Origin of the sequence: Wolbachia endosymbiont (group A) of Barypeithes pellucidus, assembly GCF_964030885.1 — a bacterium.
In the GTDB taxonomy this organism is placed as follows: domain Bacteria; phylum Pseudomonadota; class Alphaproteobacteria; order Rickettsiales; family Anaplasmataceae; genus Wolbachia.
Window position 1 is genome coordinate 763,084 of sequence record NZ_OZ034985.1, and the last position, 23,114, is coordinate 786,197.

The window sequence follows — 23,114 nt, forward strand, 5'->3', positions numbered from 1 at the left end:
AGTTTTTACAGCAAAGCTGCATGGAGCCACTTCAGCAGAATAAACAGAAAGTTGCTCCCACTGCTCCATAGAAAATAGCTTCCTTATTAACATCCTTACTCATTGCTAATACTCCGTAATGGTCAATAGTCATAAACTCTCACGTGCAACTTATACATTTATTTTATTATATTCACTGTATTACTTTTTTAAAAGCTTTAATTTACCTATAACCCTAATCCATCTATTATCAAAGGTGATCTAGTTGGTTGGGCAAATGCCGCCTTTGAGTAGGTTTCATTTAGCTTGTCACTAGGTCTTGATACCGCATACGTAATACCAAAAGCAACAATTCCAACTACCAGTGCAGCAGCTATGCCAGCTATAACTAACGTTGATAACCCGACATTGGCAATACCAAACCCAACACCGACTGTCAATGCAGCTATAACACCACAAATAACAGCAGTTTTTATTGCTTTACTGGGTTTAGTTTTTGCCTTTTTCGGAAGCCGTATTACATTTTCACCCTTAGCATCCTGCGCTTGCTCACTTGTAGAAAAAAGCCGTACAGAATTTGTTTCTGATTGTGAATTATCTTTTTTAACAACCTCTTTCAACTTACCTAGTAATGTATTTGCCGCTTCTTCCCCTATCTCTAAATCATCGTACCCATTTTTAGCAACACCTGTATCACGTTTTGAGATTACACATTCTAAAAAACCCAACAAGCGTTTTGGTATAAATGATAGTCCTTTCTGAAAACCATAATCTTTTTTAATGTTTTGGAACTCTTCAATCAGTTCCTGTGCATTGTTTTCATTACCTATATATTGAAAAATGACGCTTGTATCTCCATTTTTATTTGATTCTATTAGCTTACCAAAATGAGTCATTGCTTTGATCTTTTCGAACGCTGTTAAACAATCTTGCAAATCATAACCTTCACTGTTTTTGCTTCTATCATCTTCAGTTAAAGTTTTGCCGTAAACTAAAAAAGTAAAGAGAACGTCGATGGTCTTGAAGATCTTGTGATAACAGATGATGTTACTTCTAAATCCTAGACTTATTGGCGTCTCACCTTGAGAATCCTGAACATCAACATCTGCTCCTTGCTTTAAAAGTAGCTCAATTATCTCTGCGCGAAGATGTCCAGCAGCATTAGCTAGGTGCGATTTTTTACCAGAAGAACAACTATAACGATTAATACATGCTCCTCTATTGATAAGCAACTTAGCAATTTCTGTATGTCCAAAGTAAATAGCATACCCCAAAGCTAAAGTATTGCCTTTTGTAATCAATACTCCGAGCTCTATAGACAAAGCACGATTGAAACTTGTAGCATTAGGATTTGCTCCCCCATCTAACAAGGACTTCACCTTTTCTATATCTCCACTTTTAACTGAATCTATTAGCTGCTCATCAAGTACATGATCGCCTGATTGAGATGATTTAGTAAATACTACACTATAATCTATATCATCAACTGTTGTTTCTGAAGTTGAGTCTAGATTTTGATAGTAAGTTATAGTACTAGTATTTTCTATGTGTTTACCTCCTATCATTTTTTTCGTTAGGTTTTTCTTTATTATCTGTAGTGGTTTAAATTTATCAGAAACCCCGAAAGTTAATTTTTTATATGCCTGTTCAAAATCACACACAAATGTGTTTTTATAGTTATATATTGCTTTGTTACCTATCATGTACATAATGCCACCATGGTTCCTTGCTTCTTCAAAATCATTAATCTCTTTGCAAGTACAATACATTATACTTCTAGCTATTTTTGGATTGATTTGATCAATCAAATTTCTGATATACTCTTTGTGTTTTTCGTTTACTATAATAACTCTAATGTTAAATCTTTCACATCCGTATTCATTATCTATACTCGATTTTATTCTATTTCCTCCGATTCTATCGCCCAAAGCTACTACCGGAATACTAGATAATTTGCAATATGCATCTTTCATAAATTGATCTGCCAAAAGCTTATCAGCTTTCTTTATAACACTTGTATCTACACCTTGTTTACAGTACTTTTTTAGCCATTTTTCACGAAAATCATTATAACTGCAACTGTGATAATTTGTTGCATCTTCTGCATAACTTAATGCATCAAGCAAATACGATCCTCGACTGTTTAGGTGGATAGTTGATATACTATTTTGACTCACTGTATTGGGGGAGGAGGAGTATCCACTAAGCTTGGCTGTCTGTTTCTCTGGTATTAACTCACCTGCAACAATAGGTATTCCCCTTACTTTCGCTTCATTTTTTGGTAGTAATTGGCCATTTGTAAAAGCAAATGCTGAAAAAAGCGTCCAGGCATTGGTACCGTGTGCAGCAAAAGTTCTTCTATCAATCACATTACTGCGTTCATTCAATCTGATTTCAGGGTGTTCCGCTTTAAATTCTTCACCCATCTCGAACAATTGCTTTTCCAATTTACTTGGCCTTCTGTTCCGCATAAAGCTTTTATGCAATTCAGAAAACTCCGTTAATTTCTGTATATTCATCACTTCAATAAAAAAATTTACATAATGCTAGTCTAACAAATTAACTCGCAAAAATCAAGAAAAAAAGCTCAAAACGATTCTAGACTCGACTACTATGGCGAAAATAGCTGACATATTACTACCACTTCCGATTGATCAGTTATTTTTTACACGCAGTTGAAGAAGATACCAAAGTTTCAGTTAGAGCAGACTTACCCAAATTAATATTAAAGAAATAGTTGAACCTATACCATAAAATATTTTAGCAAAAACATAAGTTAATTAGCGTCATAAAAGATCTAATTGTTTGCTTTTTTCAAAAATATAAAAATAGTACGTATATTTGTGAGAACAAGCTGCGTAAAAATAGTTTTGTATAAACAAAAGCGTAAAATTGTTGCAACAACTACAGACAAAAAACATGAAAGGAAGGAAAAAGGTGGTCTTCCCTTCTTCCTACTACTTTTCTTTAATTTGACTGTACAGTTAAATACTCCAGACAAGTCAGTTATATTAACCTCTATAAATCACACAAATTAGTATAATAACCAAACAAACTGGACTTACTAGAACCGAGATCGATACAATCCTTGATGTTGCTCGGAATCTGGATGCTTAAGGTTGCTATTTACATGGATTATTCGCGCTGCCAATGCTTGTAGCTCTAGTTTAGGAACGTATATCTCTTTAATATCTTTAAAATCAACAAACTCAATAAGAGATTTTTCTATACCTCCAAATTCTACTACAATTTTATCTCTGTGCATTTCAAAGAATTTCTTCATGTCGTCAAATGTCATTTTTTAAAGATCATACTCGTAATATGTTGATAAAGCATCAATCAATGGTTTGTGGCTGTGCAGGAAAATTTCTTTTTTCACTTTGTTGGCTTGGTCAATCAAGGTATGAGCATATTCTGGGTATTGCTCTTGTAAGCTTTCTTGGTTATCAAACTTACCGCGTACACTTTCATCTTTTTTCCACATACTAATTAATGTATTAGTATTGCTTGCTTTCAGAAAATCATATAGTGGTTTATTTTCCTCTTCTTCAAGTCTCTTGACTTCATCTAGACACCTGTCCCAATATTCTGACAGTTTTTCTATTACAGAGTTTGGCTTTTTCATTCTAGGATTTTTTATTAAAATATGCCTAACTAGAACTTCTCCTACGTCCAGACTTAGACGATATGTACAAAGAGTTCTTTCAGATACAGCACGAGTAACATCAGCCCCTTTCTCCACTAGAAATTTTACTATTTCTGCACTACCATGTCTAGCAGCATAATGTAATGGAGTACATTGAGAAAATAAATCTACAGCATTAACATCAGCCCCTTTCTCCACTAGAGATTTTACTATTTCTGCATTATTTCTTTCAATAGCACAATATAATGGAGTGGATGAATGAAATCCTCCTTCAACATTAACGTCAGCCCCTTTTTCTATTAGAGTATTCACTATCTCTATATAGCCCCGTTCAACGGCTACAAGTAAAGGAGTATTTTCCACTGTATCTATAGCATTAACATTAGCTCCCTTTTCTATTAGAGCACTCACTATCTCTATAAAGTTACCTCTAACAGCCTTGTGTAATAGATACGCTAGGTCAAAATCAAACTTTTTCCACCTTTCATATTCGCTTTGATCTGCTGCTTTTAACTTCTCTTTTATTTTGTCAATTACATTACTCTCATTTAAATCATTATCAGCATTTACTGCACTTAATGCTTCTTTCCACTTCGATTGTAACATATAATCTCCTCATATTAAAAAACAATATAATCTAATTATTACATGCTTTAATTAAAAAAGTCTATATTTATGTGTTTTTTGTACCTTATATAAAGTTACTAATAGTTACTTTAGCTCACTTTAGCTTGATTAATATAGAAACGTACTATAAATTAGCGTAGCAAAAAATTTAATCATTTACTTTTTTAAAAAACACAAAAAAAGTACATATTCTTGTGAGAACGAGTTGCGTGAAAACGTGTTTGTAAAAATAAAGACTTTAAATTTTTGCGATAAAGTTAAGCAAATGAGTTCATATATAAATGTGGACAAAGTAGGCTAATATAGCTGATTTTAGCGTATAGCAAAATTACCATACAAAAAAGTTCGTATGTATTACGTGGTTGACCAACACATCCCAAAACAAAAAGCTCTCACGGTTGCTGGTTTGGGTACTGGAAATGGTTATTTTACTTGAGATCTTAATAATATGTTTTCCTAAATTAATATTAATTTGCTTGCGTAAGAATTAAGACAAGCTTATGACAAAAATAAAATTTAAAATAAACAAGAGGTCATGTATTGAGCCTGCTAAAAGCCTTTTGCCCCAAATTACTCTAAGTCTGAAAAATTTTCTAAATAAGGATTGACAGGTTACAAAGGTGGAGTATAATGCTGAAATTGATATGGAGTTTATAAATTATTATAGCTCTGTACGCTTTTTTTATGGAGGTGAGAATTATGGATTTTGATGAGCTAAGTAAAGCGGTTTTCTCTATTATTAAAGATGATGATCCTTATAAAGAATCTAAACAACTTCAATTGAAAAATTGGTGCGGTGCATTTTTGGAAATATTTGATAGTTGGGGTAAAAAAAAACTTCCATTCTTTTTAGATGTATTATCAAATGAAGAATGTTGGGAAAAAATCGATACAATACATGGTATCAAACTCAATAGAAGAGTAGTGGCTAGAAAGATGATAGAGCCACAGAATTGGAAGGGTACAAGTAATCCGCTAGATGACTTTGATCGTTACCAAGTTGCATGTTGGTGTTGCCTAGAAGAAGACATAATCACTCTATTTGATCATTTTAAACAGGAAGATAAAATAAAAGACGGAGATTCAGACGCATTAAAAAAGTTAGTCAAATCAGTAAGTGGAAGTTGGTGTACAGATGCAATGATGCAATTTTGGTCACATTTCATTAGTGGGTATATTTCAGAGTTAGATCTAAAAGGTCAGCATCCTTATGTCTTTGGTTTACATCGTGCAGCAATAAGTTCGAGGAGAAGACGTGTAGAAGCAGTAGAATTCTTTTGGAATAAGATTGAATCATTGCCTGAAAGTGAATTAAGTGCTCGAGAGAAAGATGAAGTTTTCATGAGAATTGCAGTGCATGTAGCACATGATAATGGCTATCCTGATGTGTTTGAGTTTTGTTTAAGTCAGATAAGTCCTGATAAATATCCAGAGCTTTTGAAAAGAGATTTAGAGAGAAATGGTTATTATGGTTCTTTAAATATAATGATAGACATATATAACTTTTGTAAATTTCAGGAGTTATTTGATTGTTTAAAACCAAGTGATATTCGGGAAAATAATTACTGTGTTTGGTTAAAGTGCATGACAAAGGAATGTCCAGAGCATTATCTAGGTGCGGGTGTGGAGGTTTTTATGTATATGTGGACAAAAGAAGGATTTGATAATCATCGTACTTCAACATTGAACGAAGAAATGATGAATAACTCTGTTTTTCAAGGGAGGTTTTTGGTGCATTTGGTTGAAAAAGGTTATATAGCGCCAGTATGGGGAATGCTAGATAAGGCTAATCTTAGACAAATCAGGGAGTTTGTGTCTTCTAAAAAAGCAAATTATATACATTCTATATTAGAGCAAGGAGATCATGTTTCATTAAATAAGTTTTCAGCGTATTGTAAGTCTGCTGATGAAGAACTTGATCAAAAAAACATACCTGGCCCAAGTGGTGATTTAACTGAGGTAGAGATTAGTAAACAATCTTATGTGGGGCTAAAAGGAGGGTTATATGCCTAAACGAAAACAAGGAGAAGTTGATAATGAAGGAGTGCAAGATTTTGAATTAATAGAGCTACTAATTCGAGAGTCAGTAAAAGCTGGCCCAAGTACTTCAGCCCCAAAAGGGAGTGATTTTGAATCTTTCCAAGCAAGGTTTCAATCTTATGTTGATCAGGTTCCATCGTATTTACATTCAGTAGGTAAAGAAGGATTTTTTCCTCATTTCTTTTTAGGAAGTTTTTCTACTTTGATAGACACAGAAATTGCAGCAAAGCTGAACATTGAGAAAATATATTTTAGTTTTGACAGTTCAAAGACTCTAAAAGTAGCTGTTATTAGAAAAGGAGAAATCAAAAGCCCAGAAGATGCTGCTGATAAAGTAAGGCTCTTTGTTATTGCAGAATCTGGTAGCACAAAGAAAAAGTTTAGCTACGGTGAGCTAGATAAAATATTAGGCAATACTAAAGTTGCCAGGAATGATGTTGTGAGGCTAGCTAGAGATCAAGGTAAGCTAGGTGTGAGATTGGTAGAAATTGCTAAAGAAAAAGATGCCAAAGGGAAAATGGCAGGAATATCTGTTAATGTAGAAAGTAATAAATTGGACAATGATGCTTCTACAACACATGAGTTTAAGGAAATAAAAAAGGGGTTATGGAATAGTCCAGAAAGTGATATAGCAGAGTTGACTAATTCTGACGTGAAAATAGTAAAAGAGTTTACCGAAAAAATTCTTAAAAAAGTTAGTGGAATCCACTCTGAATATGAGAATTCACTTACCTATGCTCAAGGAACAAGAGAAGCAGCACATCATGGATTTGTAGCAGGAGCTTTAGTGAATTTCCGCTATAGGTATAATCTCAGGGTTTACTTAGAGCAATTTGCAGGAAGAGGTTACGCTGATATTGTTCTAGTGCCTCGTGGTAGGGATAGGTCATTAAATGCTGTTCCTATTATTATTGAATTAAAGGCAGGAACAGCTGCTGGTACAACACCAGATAGTGCATTAGAGCAAGCAAAGGATTATGCGAAAGGGTTCCAGCCAAATACAATGCGTGTTTTAACCATTTCAGATAATGTGCTTTGTGTAGGGTTAAATTTGGATTCAACTGAAAGTGAAAAGTTTTCAATGTATATATCTCCACTTCATGAAAGGAAACCTGCTCCACCTACAATACAGAAGCTTTTAGAAGTAACTTCAAGTTGGAATGGTGAAAAAAGTACAATTAATGATATAACAGAAAAGATAAAACAGCCACTAGAACGTATTTATCATACATTTCCCGGTACATCAGAGAAAGGAGGTAATTACTTTAGTAGATTTCTCTTGGGGCAACTCCTTCTTGCTAATGAGTTCAAGAGAATTAATTTAGAGAAATCTGTATTTTTATATAATGAGTACCCACTTGCTTCTTCTACAAGGTCTGGTGCACAATTAACTGAAAGGCCTGTGACAACATTCATGCTGACTAAAGGAAATCAAGGGCAGAATAAAGAGGTGTTTGGTTTTCACATTAGAGAGGGAGGAAAAGGAGGGTTTAGTGAGAAGAAAATACCCATTAACCTACCAGCAGTTGGTAAAATAACAGAGGTATGTATAAGTTTACAAAAGGAAAGAGAATCAGATTTTTTCGATGTAGAGAAGGTTAATAGATATAATTCCTTGAATGAGTATAAGCAGGGAAAAAGTTTTTTTGGTGGAGAGTGGGAAAACATTCCTTATCCTGCCGAGTTAAAGGAGACATTCGATAAGACGCTAGAGTCTCAACATATTCCTCAATCTTCATCAACAGCACCTGATTCTGATAAATTAAATAAAGCATTCGGTAATTATAAAGGATTATTAGAGAAAATTGGGGAAGGAATACTTCCTTTGAAGTCTTTAATTAAAAGAGAAGCACACTTTCAGGCAGTGCTACATGGAGCATTTAACTACTATAGTGATATAAAGCTAGGGGAACTACAAGAAAACAGGGCGTTAGTATTAATAGAGTTTCAAACTGGAAGGGGAAAGCGTATTGATATGGTCGTTCATGGTATTCAGTCTACAGAAGTAGCTAGTAATGCTGAAGAATATATTACTATAGGAATGGAGATTAAAGGTCCGAGAGAAGGTAAGGATGCTGTTGGGTTATTAAAAGAAGCAGATAATCAGATAGAAAAAGAATATAAAGAAGGTACCACTTATAAGACGCTTACAGATGGCGATAAGGTATTTATTATGGGAGTTATGTTTGATAATAAAGCTCAATCTTCCAATTCTTTAATCAAGATAACCAATAAATTGTTTCCAGTTAATGTTATACATAGTTCCAAAGTAAAGGGTAATATTGATAAATTGAAAAGACCCGCTCTTCATAAACTTTTTAACCGTGGACTAAATGCACTTAGATCGTTTAAAGTCCATTCTGGAGGTACTATTACAAATTGGGCTGATATAAAAAGAGATCGGTTACAGGATTCGAACAAAGATTTTGTTGATGATTCTCCGAATACTTTCTCTAAAAGCGGTCATGATTTTCAGAGCTATTTAGATCGGATTCCAGAAAATGTTGACGCTTTAGATTTATCTGAAATGGGTCTGGATGGTTCTAAAGTGAAAATTTTATCCAACTTTTTAAGTAAACTTAAAAATATTAACTCCATAGATCTTTCTTACAATGAGTTTAACTCAGTGCAGGCAAGCGGCTTAATAAATTCTTTAATAGAAAATAACCATAAAATTTCTTTTCTAGATTTGTCTGAAAACAACATAGGATCAAATGGTGGTGGACCAGAAGCTATTGAGTCACTTGCTAGGTTCATTGAAACAAATAATATTGATAACTTAGTTATTAGTGGCATTGAAATGACATCTAACGATCTTAGTAAGATATTTCAAGCTTTAAAAAAGAATACTAGTATAAAAAGCTTAGATTGTTCATCCAATAAAGTTGTCGCAGGTTTTAATAAAGATGATGTTAAGACAATAGTTGACCTTTTGTATAGTCAACAGAAACTTACTACATTAAATTTAGCCAACACAGGTATGAATGATTGCATAATAAAGGATATTGAGGAGAAAGCACAAAAGGACTATCAAGGAAAAACCTTATTTATAGAGGAATTAGACATTGGAAATTACAATGCGGAAGGAAAGGGGATAACTAAAGAAGGGATAAAATCATTAGCAAAACTCTTGAAGCAAGTTAATAAACTTAAGAGTTTGAGGTTATCTGGTAATCCTATAGAGGTAGAAGGTTTAAAAGAGTTAGTGAGTGTATTAAAAATAAGAAATACAGATATTGAAACTTTAGATATTTCAGGGATTTCTTTAGAGTGCAATCAGGATAATGCCGAAAGTATAGCAGATATAATGAAAAGTTTAATTGGTGAATTAAACATTAGAGAGCTTAGCCTTGCAGGTAATCAACTTAACGCGAAAGCGATAGGAGAGATCTTTTCTAGTATGAAAAATAGAGAAGAACAAGTGCTTAAGGAGCTGGATTTAGCAGGTAATAGTATAGGAGATGAGATAGATTATAAAACATTAGAGGCAATATCTAGTAGTTTAAAGGATAATGATGTTTTGGAGTCATTAAATTTAGCTAGTATAGATTTGAGTACTGCTGTTATTGAAGAAATTCTTGGAGCACTGAGAAAAGAAACTATTGTAAATTTAGATATTTCCGGTAATGACATGTCTGGAAGTGCTATGCAAGAGTTGTCAGAGTTTTTGCAAGATAATTCGGTGCTAAGATTTTTAAATATTGCCAATTATGATCGTGAAAAGGTACTGTTACTAGAGGGAATAGGAGAGTTGTTTTTAACCTTAAAAGATCGTAACAAAGTTCTAACTCATTTAAATATTGGAGGTTATGCCTTTAGTGATGAATCTGTTAATATTGTTGCTGAATACCTTGGTTCCAATATTGGCATTCAGTATCTTAGCCTTGCTGGTAGTGAATTTGCTGTAGATCGAGAACAAGCGCTAAATGTTTTATTTGAGGCATTAAAGAAGAGTAGTCTTCAGGTCCTGGATATTAGGGATGTTTCAATAACTGACAAGGTTGCAGATAAAATAATTGAATATTTAAAAGTAAATAAGGATTTGCAAGTTTTGCATATAAGTCAAGGTCAGTTAAGTAAAAATCAAGTAGAAAGATTTGAACGTGCGTCTTCAAAGGTCTTAATAGAAGTAGAACTCAGATTCAATCCTACCAATGCTGGTTGTCCTCAAAGAGTGATAAGAGAAATTGGCAATATTCTATGTGTGGACTCGCGTGATGAAGAAAAGATTACAGAGGAAGAAAAAGAACAACGTATCAAAGAGTTATTTAATGCTGACAAGGTAGCAGAAAGAGTAAAGAATATTGAGTTTTATGACCAGCTTTTTAAGGTTTCTCAGAAGATATCTGAAGGTGAAATTATAGACAAAAATGTTGAAGAAGCATTTGTAGCAAAGATTAAAGACATAGATCTGGATTCAATAGACCCAGAGATTAGGGATATTGTGAAAGAAATGAAGGATAATATAGAGGACAAAGAAGAAGTGAAAAATATTTTGAGAAGATCCGGAGTAGCAGAAAAAATAGGAAAAGTAGCAGAAGGTGCAGGTCTTGCCTTTACAGCATTCTTAGTTGGTAAGCATATAGCAAATGGAGATATAGAAGGATTAGGCTACGATGCATTAAACCTTTGGGTAATGCCAAAGATTGGTGAAAAAATCTCTGGAAAAATATTGGAGTTAGGAACGAAGCTTGATTCTCAGATGCTAAAGGGATTTGCTCCAGTTATGGGGCGTGCTATAGGTAATTTTGCAGCGTTTTTAGGGTTAGCAGAGTCGATAAAGGCTCGTCAGAGTGCGACAGATCCTGCAGATATAAAGATTGCTGACTTAAATATTGCGACTAACTCTATCTTTATAGCTGCAGATGTACCTGCGGTTGTTACTGAAACAATGTCAGTAGCAGGTTTAGAAACTGGAGTAGTAGGAGAATTTGCTGGTCCGGTTGGTGCTGCTGTTTCGGTTGCTGTTATTGTCATATCACAGTTTGTAGAAGCAGGGCTTGAGGTAGAGAAACTAGAAGAGCATATAAAGCTTACAGATCAGGAAAAGCATGACTTTTATTGGGATTTTTTCTTGGGTAAGAAAATACCTAATTATATAGAGAACGATATAGAAGCAGAAGAGATATATAAACAGTATATATCAAAGATCTTGGACCAATTTAAGAATAATTATGATAAAATAGCTATATCATTACCTTCCATACGTGTTACAAAGGAAGAATATCTTGCTAAAGGTGGTACATTAGGAAGAAAAAGAAATACTGAACAGATGTATAATGCTATGTATCGTTCACTATATACTTGTGTTTCCAAAACGAGAGTAGTTGATAATAAATTTGATTTTGGATTAACAACAAATGTTTCATACTCGCCTTTCAGTGTAAAGAGAGGTTACAACCATGTTAGCAGGATACTTTCAAATACAGTTGGAAATTATGGTACTATTTGTGGCCCTCAAGGAGATGATGTTAATGTAACTATAAGCAGAGAAATCTTAGCAGAAATAAAAGGGTTCCCACTATGCAATTACGGATCGAAGTATGATAATATGGTAGTAAGTAGAGTAGTAGAAAGATTGTTTTTACAAGAATATATGGCTAATTGCTATAACGTAGTTTTATACAACAGAAATAATTCTTCTGGACTTGTAAAGATGTTATTTTATATGTCTAATAACAATGCTTTTATAAATGTGACTTCTAATTATACCATTGATGTTATTTTTAATGGCAAGAATATAGTACTTGATAGTTATGGAGCCAGTAACCAAGGGCGTGATATACAAAATAGGTATTATTTTACAAATCAATTAAGTAATTGTGATGTTCATAGAGAAGGAATAAATTTCTTCTACATAGCAAAGGATGATTTTGTATGTAATTTAGGTGGATCTTCTATTGGACAAAGTAATATAGTTGTAACACAAGGTAATTTTATAGATTCAGAAAATATACATTCTATTATTGGCAGTGATAAAGCTAATCATATAGAAGTTTCTCATGCAGGTTATGTAGATGGTAAAGGTGGCAATGATGTAATAACGGCAAAGAACTTTACTACAATAAAGAGTTATTTTGGTGATTCTATTCATGGAAAAGGTTTAGTGTTATTGCCAATAAAGCTTAATGACATAGGTAATATAACTCATGCTAATAATATAACAAACATCTATAATAAAAGTGGAGCTTTTATAAGTGTAGATAAACAAACATCGATAAAAACAGTAGATGGTTTTTTTGTAACTCCAACAAAAGTAGATAGTAAGACTAGCGTAGTAACAAACTTGCATGTGACAAAAAGCTTGAGTAGTGATATTGTGTTAGATGATGAATTAGATAATTTACGAAAGATAGGTAATTCAAACTTTAATATTACAAAACAATTATCAAGTACTAATTATCATAGTACTATAGGTAGTTCTAGTAATCATATTTTTTACCCTGATAAGGAGCACCATAATTTTTACTGGGAAGCTCCAAGTAATATAAGTCATCTTTATCTTTTCGATAACAGAAACGCTAATATTACGATTGCTCAAGCAAATGGTATATTAGATTTTAGCCAATTAAATAGTACATTAAATGATATGCCATTTATAGAAAATGATAAAGGAGAAATAAAGATTAACAAAAATGGCCTAAATGTAACTCTGCTACCAGATTATAAAGATGTTACAGTTACATTTGACGGAGAAGAATATTACAAACTTCAGGATGGGGAACTAGAGCGTGATTATTGTTCTCATAGTTTGGAAATAGATGGAAGATTTAGCGTTAATGGTACTGACCTTTTAAATCATCATAATTGTTTCACGTTTGATTCAGATAAAGTACTCTTTTTGAAACTAAATAATGATTTGCTATTGTTATCAGATAGAGGGGCATTATCAATATCAGATTACTATTCTTCTATTCATAAAAACTGGGATTTATCTGTAGAACTGAACAATAGGATTGTGGAACCAGAGGAATTTGGAGAAAGAGCTGATGACTTTAGTTCTTTCAGGTATTACAAACCAGATGAACAAGGGTTACAGATTTATCATAATCAGCCTATTAATAATAATGATATTGGTTTGGTTGATTTTAGAGATAAGTCTATATTGGGTTTTGATATGGAGGTTGCTGATGATAGTTTAGTGATATCATATGGAAATAGTACCATTTCAAAAGTGGAGAATTGGAGTAATTATCAACCTGCAAGAGAAATGATGTTCGCTTTTAATGATACAATAGTGTCTAATTCAAGATGTATAGTTTCTATTTGTAACTCAGAAGATGTTATAGTGAAATTTAATAAAGAAAAAGCAGTTCTATTAACAAAACAGGTGTTTGATGCTATAGTGCAGTCTAAAATTGATATAGCAAAAGACTTAGTCAAGAAAATTGAAAATATTGACACTAGGGATAATTATGAATTGACACTTTTATATGTAGCTATTAGAGAAAATAGGTTAGATGTGGTTAAACTTCTTTTTGATAGAAAATATGTTAGTGTTAAAGGTAGAGATGCTTATCATCATACTCCTTTGCACGGGGCTATTCAGGAAGATAGATTGGGCATAGTTAAGTTTCTTCTTGATGAAGGTGCTGATATTGAGGCTAAAGACCTGGGTGGTTGGACATCTATATACTATGCTATTTATAAGAATAATTTCGATATATTGAAATTTCTCATAGATAATGGTGCAGATATTGAAGCTAAAGATATTAATGATGAAACACCTTTACACATAGCTGTTAAGGACAATAATAAACCTGAAGTAATTAGACTCCTTCTAGATAACGGTGCTAGAATTGAAGCCAAAAACAAGGGCGGTTGGACACCTTTGCACTATGCTGCTTACAAGGATAATTTGGATGCATGTAAACTTCTTCTTGAGAGAAACGCTGATGTTGAGGCTAAAAATACATATGATGAAACACCTTTACATGTAGCTGCTGAGAACAGTAATAAATCTAAAGTCACTGTAGAACTTCTTTTGGATACAGGTGCTAATATCAATGCTAAAAACAAGGATGGTTGGGTACCATTGCACTATGCTGCTTACAAAGATAATTTGGATATATGCAAACTTCTTCTCGAGAGAGGTGCTAGTATCGAAGCTAAAACTAATGATGATAGAACACCATTAGATATTGCTAATTATATGAAACATTCTGATGTTGTAGAATATTTGAAAAAAGTTAAGGAAGAAAGAGAAAAACCTGTGCAACGCAGACGCCGTCATCACCATGGAGATCATAATCATCATGGCCACTTGTCACGTAATCTTCTTGCTATAGATTTAAGTAATCAACCTGAAATAGCAACAAGCAATGCGGCAAGACCATCTTCATGGATAAATAATTGTATTTCTTGGGTGAAAAGCTCTGTAGGTAGATTATTGAGTTCTAAATCTGAGGGGACTGCAAGTTCAGTATCACAAGTTGATGGGCAATTTGCCAAAGCGTCGATAAGTAATAGTAGTTTCACAGGTACAACACTACCATCTGACGGTACAGATGAAAGACAAGAAAATGTAGGTTTCTTTCGAGACAACGTTGATTATGTAAATGCAAATCTAAAACGAATGTGTGAAAGGCAAGCACCTGTTAAATTTAAGCCTAAGGGTAGAAATACAATATTAGAAATGGGAGATCACTATCTATCACAGGTTGACTTTAATGGTACAATAACTTTATTTGACTTATTGATTAGAAGGGTTACAGGTCAAAAGTATATTTCTACAGTAGATCAGTCTATATCTCTACTAGAAGCACAGGGCTATGCATTGAATATTACAAAGGGATTTGAGAAAGTAGTAGAGCAAGCTGGATTAAAAAGTGGTGTATCAATGCATCGATTAAATATTGATTATATGGGAATGCAGAAAGAGATTACTAAAAAAGTCATGAGTGGTAAATTTAATGAAATTTCAGGGATTTTAAAATCGTATGTAGAGAAAGCATGTCCTGGTGAAGAAGCTGGTAAATTAAGTCCGAAGAAATTTGGAAAGTTTATAGCTCAATTTAATAAGGATCTGCTAAATCAATCAATAGAGCAGATATTACACAACAGAGATGGTAGATTAGAAGTTGATGGTACAAAAAAACAGCAAATGAGTTTAGAGCCTCAAAGTTATTTAAGTAATGCTTCTATTCAAAGCCATTCAAAGGACAAAGTATCAACTTGTCTTTCTGAGATAGGAGTAACCAAGCTTGGAGGTAATCTCAATAGGTAGGTTATAATATAAGAGGTGGAGCTATAATATGCCAAGTAGTGGAAAATTTAAAGTGAGGGTAGCCAAAATAATTAGGTATACCAGTAGCAAGTTTGATAGTCTTAATACTAAAATGGATGAAGTAGACATTAAATGCTAAGTGATTAATGTGTTTTCCATATTGAACTTACAGCACGTAGCTTTGATATAGAAGTTTGGGTAACGTTATGATAGTAATTTATATAATTCTATGTGCAATCTTCATAGCCATTTTAGACAGTTCACCAGATTCTTAATTAGGGGATATGTCTAACTTAGAGAAGGTTTTCATAAATGTTAAAGTGAATAATTATGTTTTTTCTTTGAGTTGTGAAATTTCAGAATGAGAGAGGCCAGTTGTCTGGGAAATAACATCAATGGGGATACCAGCTTTAAGTAGGTTCTTTGCAACTTCGATTTCTCTTTCTTTCCTGCCTTTTTCATGGCCGATTTGGATGCCTTCTTGTCTACCTCTAGCAGAAGCATCATCAAGACGTTGAGCCAAAATAGCCTCTTCTTTCTGTACATTCAAAACTCTCTCTTCGTATGCTGCTAGATCCTTTTCATTCCAACTAAATTTGTCTAATTCATCATATGCTAGCTTTATTATTGGGTCTTTCTCTGCAATATCTTTTAGGTCTTCATCTGTAGTATTTTCTGCATACCGGAAAAAGAAGCACCACCTTTCTACTGTGCTCTCTAGTTGCTCTACTTTGTTTTTTGTAAATTTCGGCAACTCAATAAAGATGAATTGAAAATCCTTTAGATAATGGCCATTAGTTTTTATCTCTCGTATATTATGAGTGGAAATGTATTCAACCTCTGGAGGAAATAGCGTACTATTAGAAATAGCAATAAAGAATACTTTCTTAAAATCAATGTAATTGCCAGATTGTCTTGAGTAAGCTTTAGCAGCATAGAGTTGGGCGCGTTTTTCAAAGCCCTTGTCCCTAGCGAGCTGCATCTCCGCAATATATCTATTCCCGAAAGAATCCTTACAGAGGACATCAACAATACTCTGTTTATCAGAAGCAATTTCAGGGTCCATAATAGTGCTAAGAAACTTAACATCTTGAATTGTGTTAACACCAGTAAACCCTAAGATGTCATTTAAAAAGTGGATAAGAATATTCTTATTTTTTTCAGTGCCGAACACTCGTTTGAAGGGCAGGTCAAATTTAGGATCTAGAAACTTCGAAAGAGCCATAGCAAGAGTACCTAAAAAGCATTAATAGTTATACACAATTGTGAAGAAATGTTCAAGTCTTTTATCAACTATGTTTTTTTTAAAATTTTTTATTTGTGCAATTTTTTAACTTTGTTCAATCATGTGGGCAATAAAAACCCGTTTGTTATAGAAATAGAATTTTATATCAAACAGCTACTGCCTCAATGAATATGTGAATAAGTACTTTAAGTCTGTGTGAACGTACTTATTCACAATATTCATTAGCCAATTTCAGCTACTGTTGTAAGAGTATGCAAATTAATTGCTTCTTTAAGTCTTGCATTAGCAATTACTATAATTTTTCGCATTAGAGCTGTTATAGCTACCATCTTCTTCTTACCACTTTCAATAAGCTTAGAATAAAAGCCACCAAGTACAGATTTGGATCTTGTAACAGACATAGCTGCTGTAAAGAGCTTTGAACGAACATTACTCCTACCACCTATAATCCTTCGGTAACCAACAGCCTTACCACTTTCCTTAGGATGAGGTGCTACTCCAGCAAGACTTGCTACTTCTTTTCTACTTAAGTAGCCAAGCTCTGGCATTAGACACAAAAAATCTTGTGATAACTTTTTGCCTATTCCAGGAACTGTTTTAAGGATTTTTTGACGTTGTTGTAGCTCATGGCTGTCATCGATAATTTTTTGTATAGTGTCATTGAGTTCGTTTATTTGACTATTGAAAAATTCAATGGTCTTCTGGCAACTTTCCTTTATATGGTCATTTTTAGGAGCTTCCAGTCTACACTTTTCCTGAGTTCTCATTTGCGTAATGTCGTCACGACGTTGACAAAGCGCAGCTAGAGTTGATTGTTCTTTTGACGCAGGTGCAAATAGAGAGAGAGTTCTATGGCGTTCACATCCATATTGAGCAAGAGCCATTGCATCTGATTTATCAGACTTTGCTAAAGTTCCGTGGGACAAGATAAAACTTTTTACTTTTCGAGTATTAGCTCGATGTACTGCAATATTCTTGTCAACAAGAAAATGTAATAAACCAAGCTCATATTTTCCTGTGTTTTCTAAAGTTACTAAAGAATTAGGCAGAATATCTGAAAACTCTTGAAATAATTGTTGCCAACCAGCAGGATCATTATCCAATTTGACAGTGTTCTTCTGTTTGTGAATTGCAACGACATTTTTAAATTTTCCAATGTCAATACCAATAAAATTTTGATAAGATGTAACCATAATAAACCTCGATAGTTTCAGTTAATTTTAGATTGTAAACGGGTGCATATATACGTCCCAAACAACTATTCAAACGTATCGAGAGATAGGGCTAGTGTACCTTGATAAAAGCGGTTGTAATACCAATTTTTTTTCGGTCGCACACGCCCGTGATAGCCCTATTCCTATAGTGAGTAGGGTTATCTTTCCCTCTTGTTTTCTTTATATCATATTTTTGACTTACAATTTTTTTAAGTTTTGAATGCGTTAAAAACGGCTGTCAGAGATCATCTTAGAATAGCATTTTAGGCTTTAGATGTAGTTTTCTGATCATCTTTTTATAATTGCCTTATAAAACACCTTAAAACCCCAGCAAACGAATTGATGAGCTATGAAGAGCTTAAAAATATTTATTTTTAGTGTGAGAGATTAACCTCCTAATAAAAATACGAGCCTAAAAGCTCAATTACGATTTACCTAACATCGTGAGGACAGGTTTGTCAATCTCTCACACCTTACATTTTAAAATATTCAAAAAATAATATCAACATATTTCGGTAGCAAATTTACGTTGAATCTATATCCTGTAAGTATGGGCGAAAAAAAGAAGGTTACAATATATACAGATGGAGCATGTTCTGGAAATCCGGGGCCTGGTGGATGGGCAGCCGTGGTGATGTATGAAAATAAAAGTGTCTTTATCAAAAAACGTATCTCTGGAGGTGAAGAAAACACAACGAATAACAAAATGGAGTTAAAGACTGTGATTAACGGGCTAAAGATGTTGAAAGTTTCTTGCAAAGTTATTTTACACACTGATAGTCGGTATATTAAGCAAGGTATAACAGAGTGGATCAATAAATGGAAGGTAAATGGTTGGAAGACAGCCGATAAAAAGCCAGTGAAGAAAAGGGAATTATGGCAGGAACTAGATGAAGTTGCTTTGCAGCATGATATTAATTGGAAGTGGGTTAGAGCTCACAACGGTAATATGTACAATGAGGAGGCAGATAGACTTGCTAGAAAGGAATCTAAAAAGCTAAAATATAGAGATTGTGAGGTCAAGAAATCACCAAAAAATAGAGGGAACTCTAAGTTTCATGGATTGGGTGGGGTATTATGGCAATAATTCTTTTAAACACAAAAACCATAAACCGTATAGCAGCGGGAGAGGTGATAGAGAGGCCAGCAAAAGGAATTAGTAGAAAATGCAATAGATGCTAGAGATAGAGATCAAAATAGAAAGTGGTGGCGTAATCTTATTACTGTGACAGATGATGGAAATGGAATAGAAAAGGAAGATTTGGAACTTGCGTTTATGCGCCACGCTACTTCAAAATTAAGCGATAATAGAAATCAAGCACCTTGGTTTTAGGGGAGAAGCTTTGCCTTCAATTGCAGCAGTAAGCAGAATATCTAAGGCAAGTGGAGCAAAGGAAGCGTGGTCTATAAGATATGAGGGAGGGGAAAAAATAAGAGAGCTTGTTCTTTGTTGCAAGGTTGAAGTTCGTGACTTATTTTTTGCCACACCAAATAGACTAAAGTTTCTAAAAACCGAAAGGGCAGAAACACAAAGCATTGTTGACATTGTAAATAACTTAGCAATGATTAACTGTAGTATTGGGTTTACTCTCACTTCCGGTAATAAAAAGCTCTTAAAATATGCTAAACAAACTTCATTCTTTAACAGGTTATGTAAAATAGAAGAAGAATTTCAGAGCAATTCGCTGGAAGTTAAAGAGGAAGAAGAAGGCATCAAACTTACGGGACACATCTGTAAACCAACTACTAGTCGTGGCAATTCAACTCAGATCTATACGTTTGTTAATGACAGGCCAATAAAAGACAATCTACTTATTGGTGCAATTAGATACGCGTATCAACTAAGTGGGAGGTATCCTTTTGCAGCGCTGCACTTAGAGATACCATGCGATCAAGTAGATGTATCCAAATAAATCAGAAGTAAGATTTCAGAATAAAAGGTTAATATATGAAATAGTGAGAAGAGGGATAATAAAAGCATTATCGACTAGGTTCGCAGCAAGTGATGTTGAGTCTCAAAGTATTGAAGAGTTTGATAGCCAAGAGCAGGTTAATAGTAAAGAGAAAAAAAATCAAAAAGAGTTTTATGAAAAGAGGCCAAGTCTTTTAGAAAATCGTCTAATGAAAGAATTCAATGCACCAGATGAAAGAAGGCAAAGCTTATCAGAAACTTTTAAGTATGGAGAATCTTCACCCCAAAAGGGAAAGATGGTTCTAGAAAGGGAGCAAATTGATTTGGTAGAGCTCTAGGATATGCACGCTGTCAATTCTACAATACTTACATTATTGCTGAGGCTAAAGGCAAATTAGTTATAGTAGATCAGCACGCAGCTCATGAGAGATTGATATACGAGTGCTTAAAGCGAAAATCAAGCATAAAAAGACAAAAACTTCTTCTTCCTGAAACAGTTGAGATTAAAAACCAAGCAGGAATGGAGATGGTTGGAATGTATAAAGATAGGCTCTTTGAAATGGGTTTTGGTATTGAAATAGAATCAGAAGATAAAGTAAGGGTGAAAGAAATACCTGCAATTTTAGGAACAATAAATGTGAAAGAGATGGTGATGAATATAGTTGATAGATTAATGGAGATAGGAGATGCTCTACCTATAGAAGAAAAAGTGTTAGCTACCATTGCGTGTCATGGGTCAATTATGGCTGGAAGGAAAATGAAGTTGGAGGAGATGAATGAGTTGATGAGACAAATGGAGGAAACACCGTATGCTGATCACGGAAGACCAACTTACATAGAAATGAAACTAAGTGATATAGAAAAATTGTTTGAAAGGAGATGAGTTCAGTTTATCAAAAAGGCTCCCAATTAAGTATACATAACAGCTCTTCTGGTTATGGAGTATAAAATTTGAAAAAAGAGAATAAATGCTCTAATTTTTTAGATTACAAAGTAATAGGACAGGAAGTAAAAAATCGTAGATTAGCAAAGGGGTATACTCAAAAAGATTTAGCAAAAAAAATCGATACAACATATCAGGTAATACTGCAATATGAAAAAGGAATACGTAAAATTTCGATTGAAAAGTTATATGCTATAGCAAAAGTGTTATCGGTTGATATTATAGACCTAATTCCTGTATCAAATGAGAAAGCCTGCTTTAAAAATGAAGAACTAAATCTAATAAGAGAATATAAAAAGATTAACGATCATGAGTTACGTAGGCTCTGTGGACAAAATTTTAGAGAAGCCATACAAGAGCCCCGACAAAATTTAGAAAACCCATAAAAACCTCAGCCGTTTTATCGAATCTGGAAAAAATACGCCTAAAGTTCTTAATTTTACCGAAAAAACACTCAATTAAATGACGCTCTTTATAAATGTGTTTATCGTAACCCCTCTGCACTTTTCGATTACGCTTCGGAGGAATAACTGCTGTACATCCCTTGCTTTCAAGACTCGTAACAAAAGCATTGCTGTCATAGCCTTTATCAGCCACTACAGTGGTATTATAGACACTTTCAGTTAATGTTGCTGCTTGTGTAATCTCATTTCTTTGACCAGGGGTCAGAGTAAATTTAAGTGGATTTCCAAGTGCATCGACAAGCGCATGTATTTTAGTTGTAAAGCCACCTTTGCTCCTCCCTAAAGCTTCTTGATCCTTGGAGTTTTTTGTATATCCAGATGAACATGGATGGGCTCGGATGATCGTACCGTCGATTATAGCAACTTCTAAATCAGGCTCTTGTTTAGTATATTCAAGCAATTTTTCCCAGACATCTCTTTCACACCATCTTTTAAATCGCTTATGTATACTCCTGTAATTACCATAAGTTTTTGGTAAAAGTCTCCATTGGCAACCACTTCGGACTATGTACCACACTGCCTCTATGAATATTCTTAAACGTTTTTCATCTTTGCTATGCATTCCTTTTACGCTTTTTATGAACTCTAAAATTTGTTTCCAATTTTCCTCTTTGATGTAATATTGCATATGGTAGTTTCTCCATTTTTTACCTATTAAGCTAAACTACCATCTTTTTCTCTCTTTTCATATTTTTTGTCCACAGAGCCTAGGAAAAGAAGCTTTAAGAACGATGATAATGGGTTTCAAGGTCTGCAGAGCTTTCTACAAAAACATAACGTAGAGCAAGTGAAAGCTTGTATGGAAGCTACCGGTTGTTATAGTGAAGCTTTGGCTGAATTTCTACACAATGCTGGACATTTTGTAAGTGTTGTAAATCCTTATTGTATTAAATCTTATGCGAGGAGTAAGCTTGTAAGACAAAAGAATGATCAGACCGATGCAGAAATTATTGCTGATTATTGCCAAAGACAGGAACCTACTCGTTGGACACCACCTTCTCCTGAAATGAAAAAATTAAAACATCTTTATCGTTGCTCGGTTGCGTTAAAAGATGGATTAACATTCGTAAATAATCATTTAGAAAAGAAGGAGAGACTGCCTGAAGAAGTTGCAAATGCTTGGGAAAACCTTGCAGTGAACATAGAACAATCAATAGAAACAATAAAAAACTCCATACGTGAACTATTAAAACAGCACAAAGAGTTGTTGGAAAACTTTCAACTCTTATTGACTATTCCAGGAATAGGAGAGGAATCAGCAATAGCTATTTTAGCTGAAATTCCTGACACAAAGGCTTTTATAAATGCCAGACAATTGGCAGCATACGCTGGAACTATACCACGAAATATAACATCAGGTTCATCTGTATATGCCAAGCCCAGATTAAGTAAATCAGGTTCACGAACACTACGTAAGGCCATGTATTTTCCTGCTATAGTAGCTAAAAATCACAATCCTATTATTATGACTTTTTGCAAGAGATTAAAAGAAAAAGGCAAGCATAATATGGCCATTGTTGGTGCTGCAATGCGTAAGTTGCTTCATATTGTTTTTGGTATTTTAAAATCAAAAAAGGCTTTTAATCCTGACCATATCAAAAGCTACAGGACTAGGAGATTGACTGAAGCTTTAGTAATTTAAAATCGAAAAATGCTTCCATTCTATCTTATGTAAAATGGTATCTTACACAAATTTATTGAATGTAGTTGGTTAGTGTATATGTTGATAAGTGTAAAAGACAAGATTTAATCTGACAGACAAGAATTAACTGACAGAAGAATTGAGGTAGTCAAAACTAATATCAGGCTCTTGTTTA

12 protein-coding genes and 3 pseudogenes are annotated in these 23,114 nt (G+C 33.9%); 9 read left to right on the forward strand and 6 right to left on the reverse strand.

Annotated features, from left to right (window positions below):
* Positions 1 to 206: 206 nt before the first annotated feature.
* The 3 genes from ACQH1X_RS03985 to ACQH1X_RS03995 form a co-directional block, all read right to left on the reverse strand.
* Positions 207 to 2,405, reverse strand: coding sequence for an ankyrin repeat domain-containing protein (locus ACQH1X_RS03985; RefSeq protein WP_425386621.1), 2,199 nt, complete (start codon positions 2,403 to 2,405; stop codon positions 207 to 209).
* 638 nt (positions 2,406 to 3,043) lie between these two features.
* Entirely contained in the window at positions 3,044 to 3,277 is a 234-nt protein-coding gene (locus ACQH1X_RS03990; protein WP_425386622.1) for a hypothetical protein, read from the reverse strand.
* A 3-nt stretch (positions 3,278 to 3,280) separates the two neighbouring features.
* The gene (locus ACQH1X_RS03995; RefSeq protein WP_425386623.1) at positions 3,281 to 4,231 is read right to left on the reverse strand and encodes an ankyrin repeat domain-containing protein; all 951 of its coding nucleotides are present in this window, start codon (positions 4,229 to 4,231) and stop codon (positions 3,281 to 3,283) included.
* A 720-nt stretch (positions 4,232 to 4,951) separates the two neighbouring features.
* Here ACQH1X_RS03995 and ACQH1X_RS04000 point away from each other — a divergent pair.
* A complete protein-coding gene (locus ACQH1X_RS04000) occupies positions 4,952 to 6,265 on the forward strand; it encodes a hypothetical protein (protein WP_425386624.1) in 1,314 nt (437 codons plus the stop codon).
* Positions 6,258 to 15,518 carry an ankyrin repeat domain-containing protein gene (locus ACQH1X_RS04005; RefSeq protein WP_425386625.1) on the forward strand — a complete coding sequence of 3,087 codons (9,261 nt, stop codon included), beginning with the start codon at positions 6,258 to 6,260 and terminating at the stop codon, positions 15,516 to 15,518. Before ACQH1X_RS04000 ends, ACQH1X_RS04005 begins: the two co-directional genes overlap by 8 nt.
* Before the next feature lie 328 nt (positions 15,519 to 15,846).
* Here the strand turns inward: ACQH1X_RS04005 and ACQH1X_RS04010 are convergent, their stop codons facing one another.
* Both ACQH1X_RS04010 and ACQH1X_RS04015 read right to left on the reverse strand, forming a co-directional pair.
* Positions 15,847 to 16,743, reverse strand: a complete 897-nt coding sequence (locus ACQH1X_RS04010) for an Rpn family recombination-promoting nuclease/putative transposase (protein ID WP_425385754.1) — start codon at positions 16,741 to 16,743, stop codon at positions 15,847 to 15,849.
* Positions 16,744 to 16,985: 242 nt separating this feature from the next.
* The gene (locus ACQH1X_RS04015) at positions 16,986 to 17,957 is read right to left on the reverse strand and encodes an IS110 family transposase (protein ID WP_425385755.1); all 972 of its coding nucleotides are present in this window, start codon (positions 17,955 to 17,957) and stop codon (positions 16,986 to 16,988) included.
* Positions 17,958 to 18,528: 571 nt separating this feature from the next.
* On the opposite strand from ACQH1X_RS04015, the pseudogene rnhA reads away from it, so the two are divergent.
* The 6 genes and pseudogenes from rnhA to ACQH1X_RS04045 form a co-directional block, all read left to right on the forward strand.
* Positions 18,529 to 18,963, forward strand: a pseudogene (gene rnhA, locus ACQH1X_RS04020) (ribonuclease HI); the annotation flags it as partial.
* 186 nt (positions 18,964 to 19,149) lie between these two features.
* A complete protein-coding gene (locus ACQH1X_RS04025) occupies positions 19,150 to 19,311 on the forward strand; it encodes a hypothetical protein (protein ID WP_425386663.1) in 162 nt (53 codons plus the stop codon).
* A 10-nt stretch (positions 19,312 to 19,321) separates the two neighbouring features.
* Positions 19,322 to 19,891 carry a hypothetical protein gene (locus ACQH1X_RS04030; RefSeq protein WP_425385756.1) on the forward strand — a complete coding sequence of 190 codons (570 nt, stop codon included), beginning with the start codon at positions 19,322 to 19,324 and terminating at the stop codon, positions 19,889 to 19,891.
* On the forward strand, positions 19,878 to 20,228 hold the full coding sequence (locus ACQH1X_RS04035) for a hypothetical protein (protein ID WP_425385757.1): 351 nt from the start codon (positions 19,878 to 19,880) through the stop codon (positions 20,226 to 20,228). The genes ACQH1X_RS04030 and ACQH1X_RS04035 overlap by 14 nt, the downstream gene beginning before the upstream one ends.
* Before the next feature lie 62 nt (positions 20,229 to 20,290).
* Positions 20,291 to 20,773, forward strand: a complete 483-nt coding sequence (locus ACQH1X_RS04040) for a hypothetical protein (protein ID WP_425386664.1) — start codon at positions 20,291 to 20,293, stop codon at positions 20,771 to 20,773.
* Positions 20,774 to 20,841: 68 nt separating this feature from the next.
* Positions 20,842 to 21,159 (forward strand): annotated as a pseudogene (locus ACQH1X_RS04045) (helix-turn-helix domain-containing protein); the annotation flags it as partial.
* Positions 21,160 to 21,172: 13 nt separating this feature from the next.
* On the opposite strand, the gene ACQH1X_RS04050 reads toward ACQH1X_RS04045, so the two are convergent.
* The gene (locus ACQH1X_RS04050; protein WP_425385758.1) at positions 21,173 to 21,925 is read right to left on the reverse strand and encodes an IS5 family transposase; all 753 of its coding nucleotides are present in this window, start codon (positions 21,923 to 21,925) and stop codon (positions 21,173 to 21,175) included.
* 75 nt (positions 21,926 to 22,000) lie between these two features.
* On the opposite strand from ACQH1X_RS04050, the pseudogene ACQH1X_RS04055 reads away from it, so the two are divergent.
* Positions 22,001 to 22,939: pseudogene (locus tag ACQH1X_RS04055) on the forward strand (IS110 family transposase); the annotation flags it as partial.
* Positions 22,940 to 23,114: the final 175 nt, after the last annotated feature.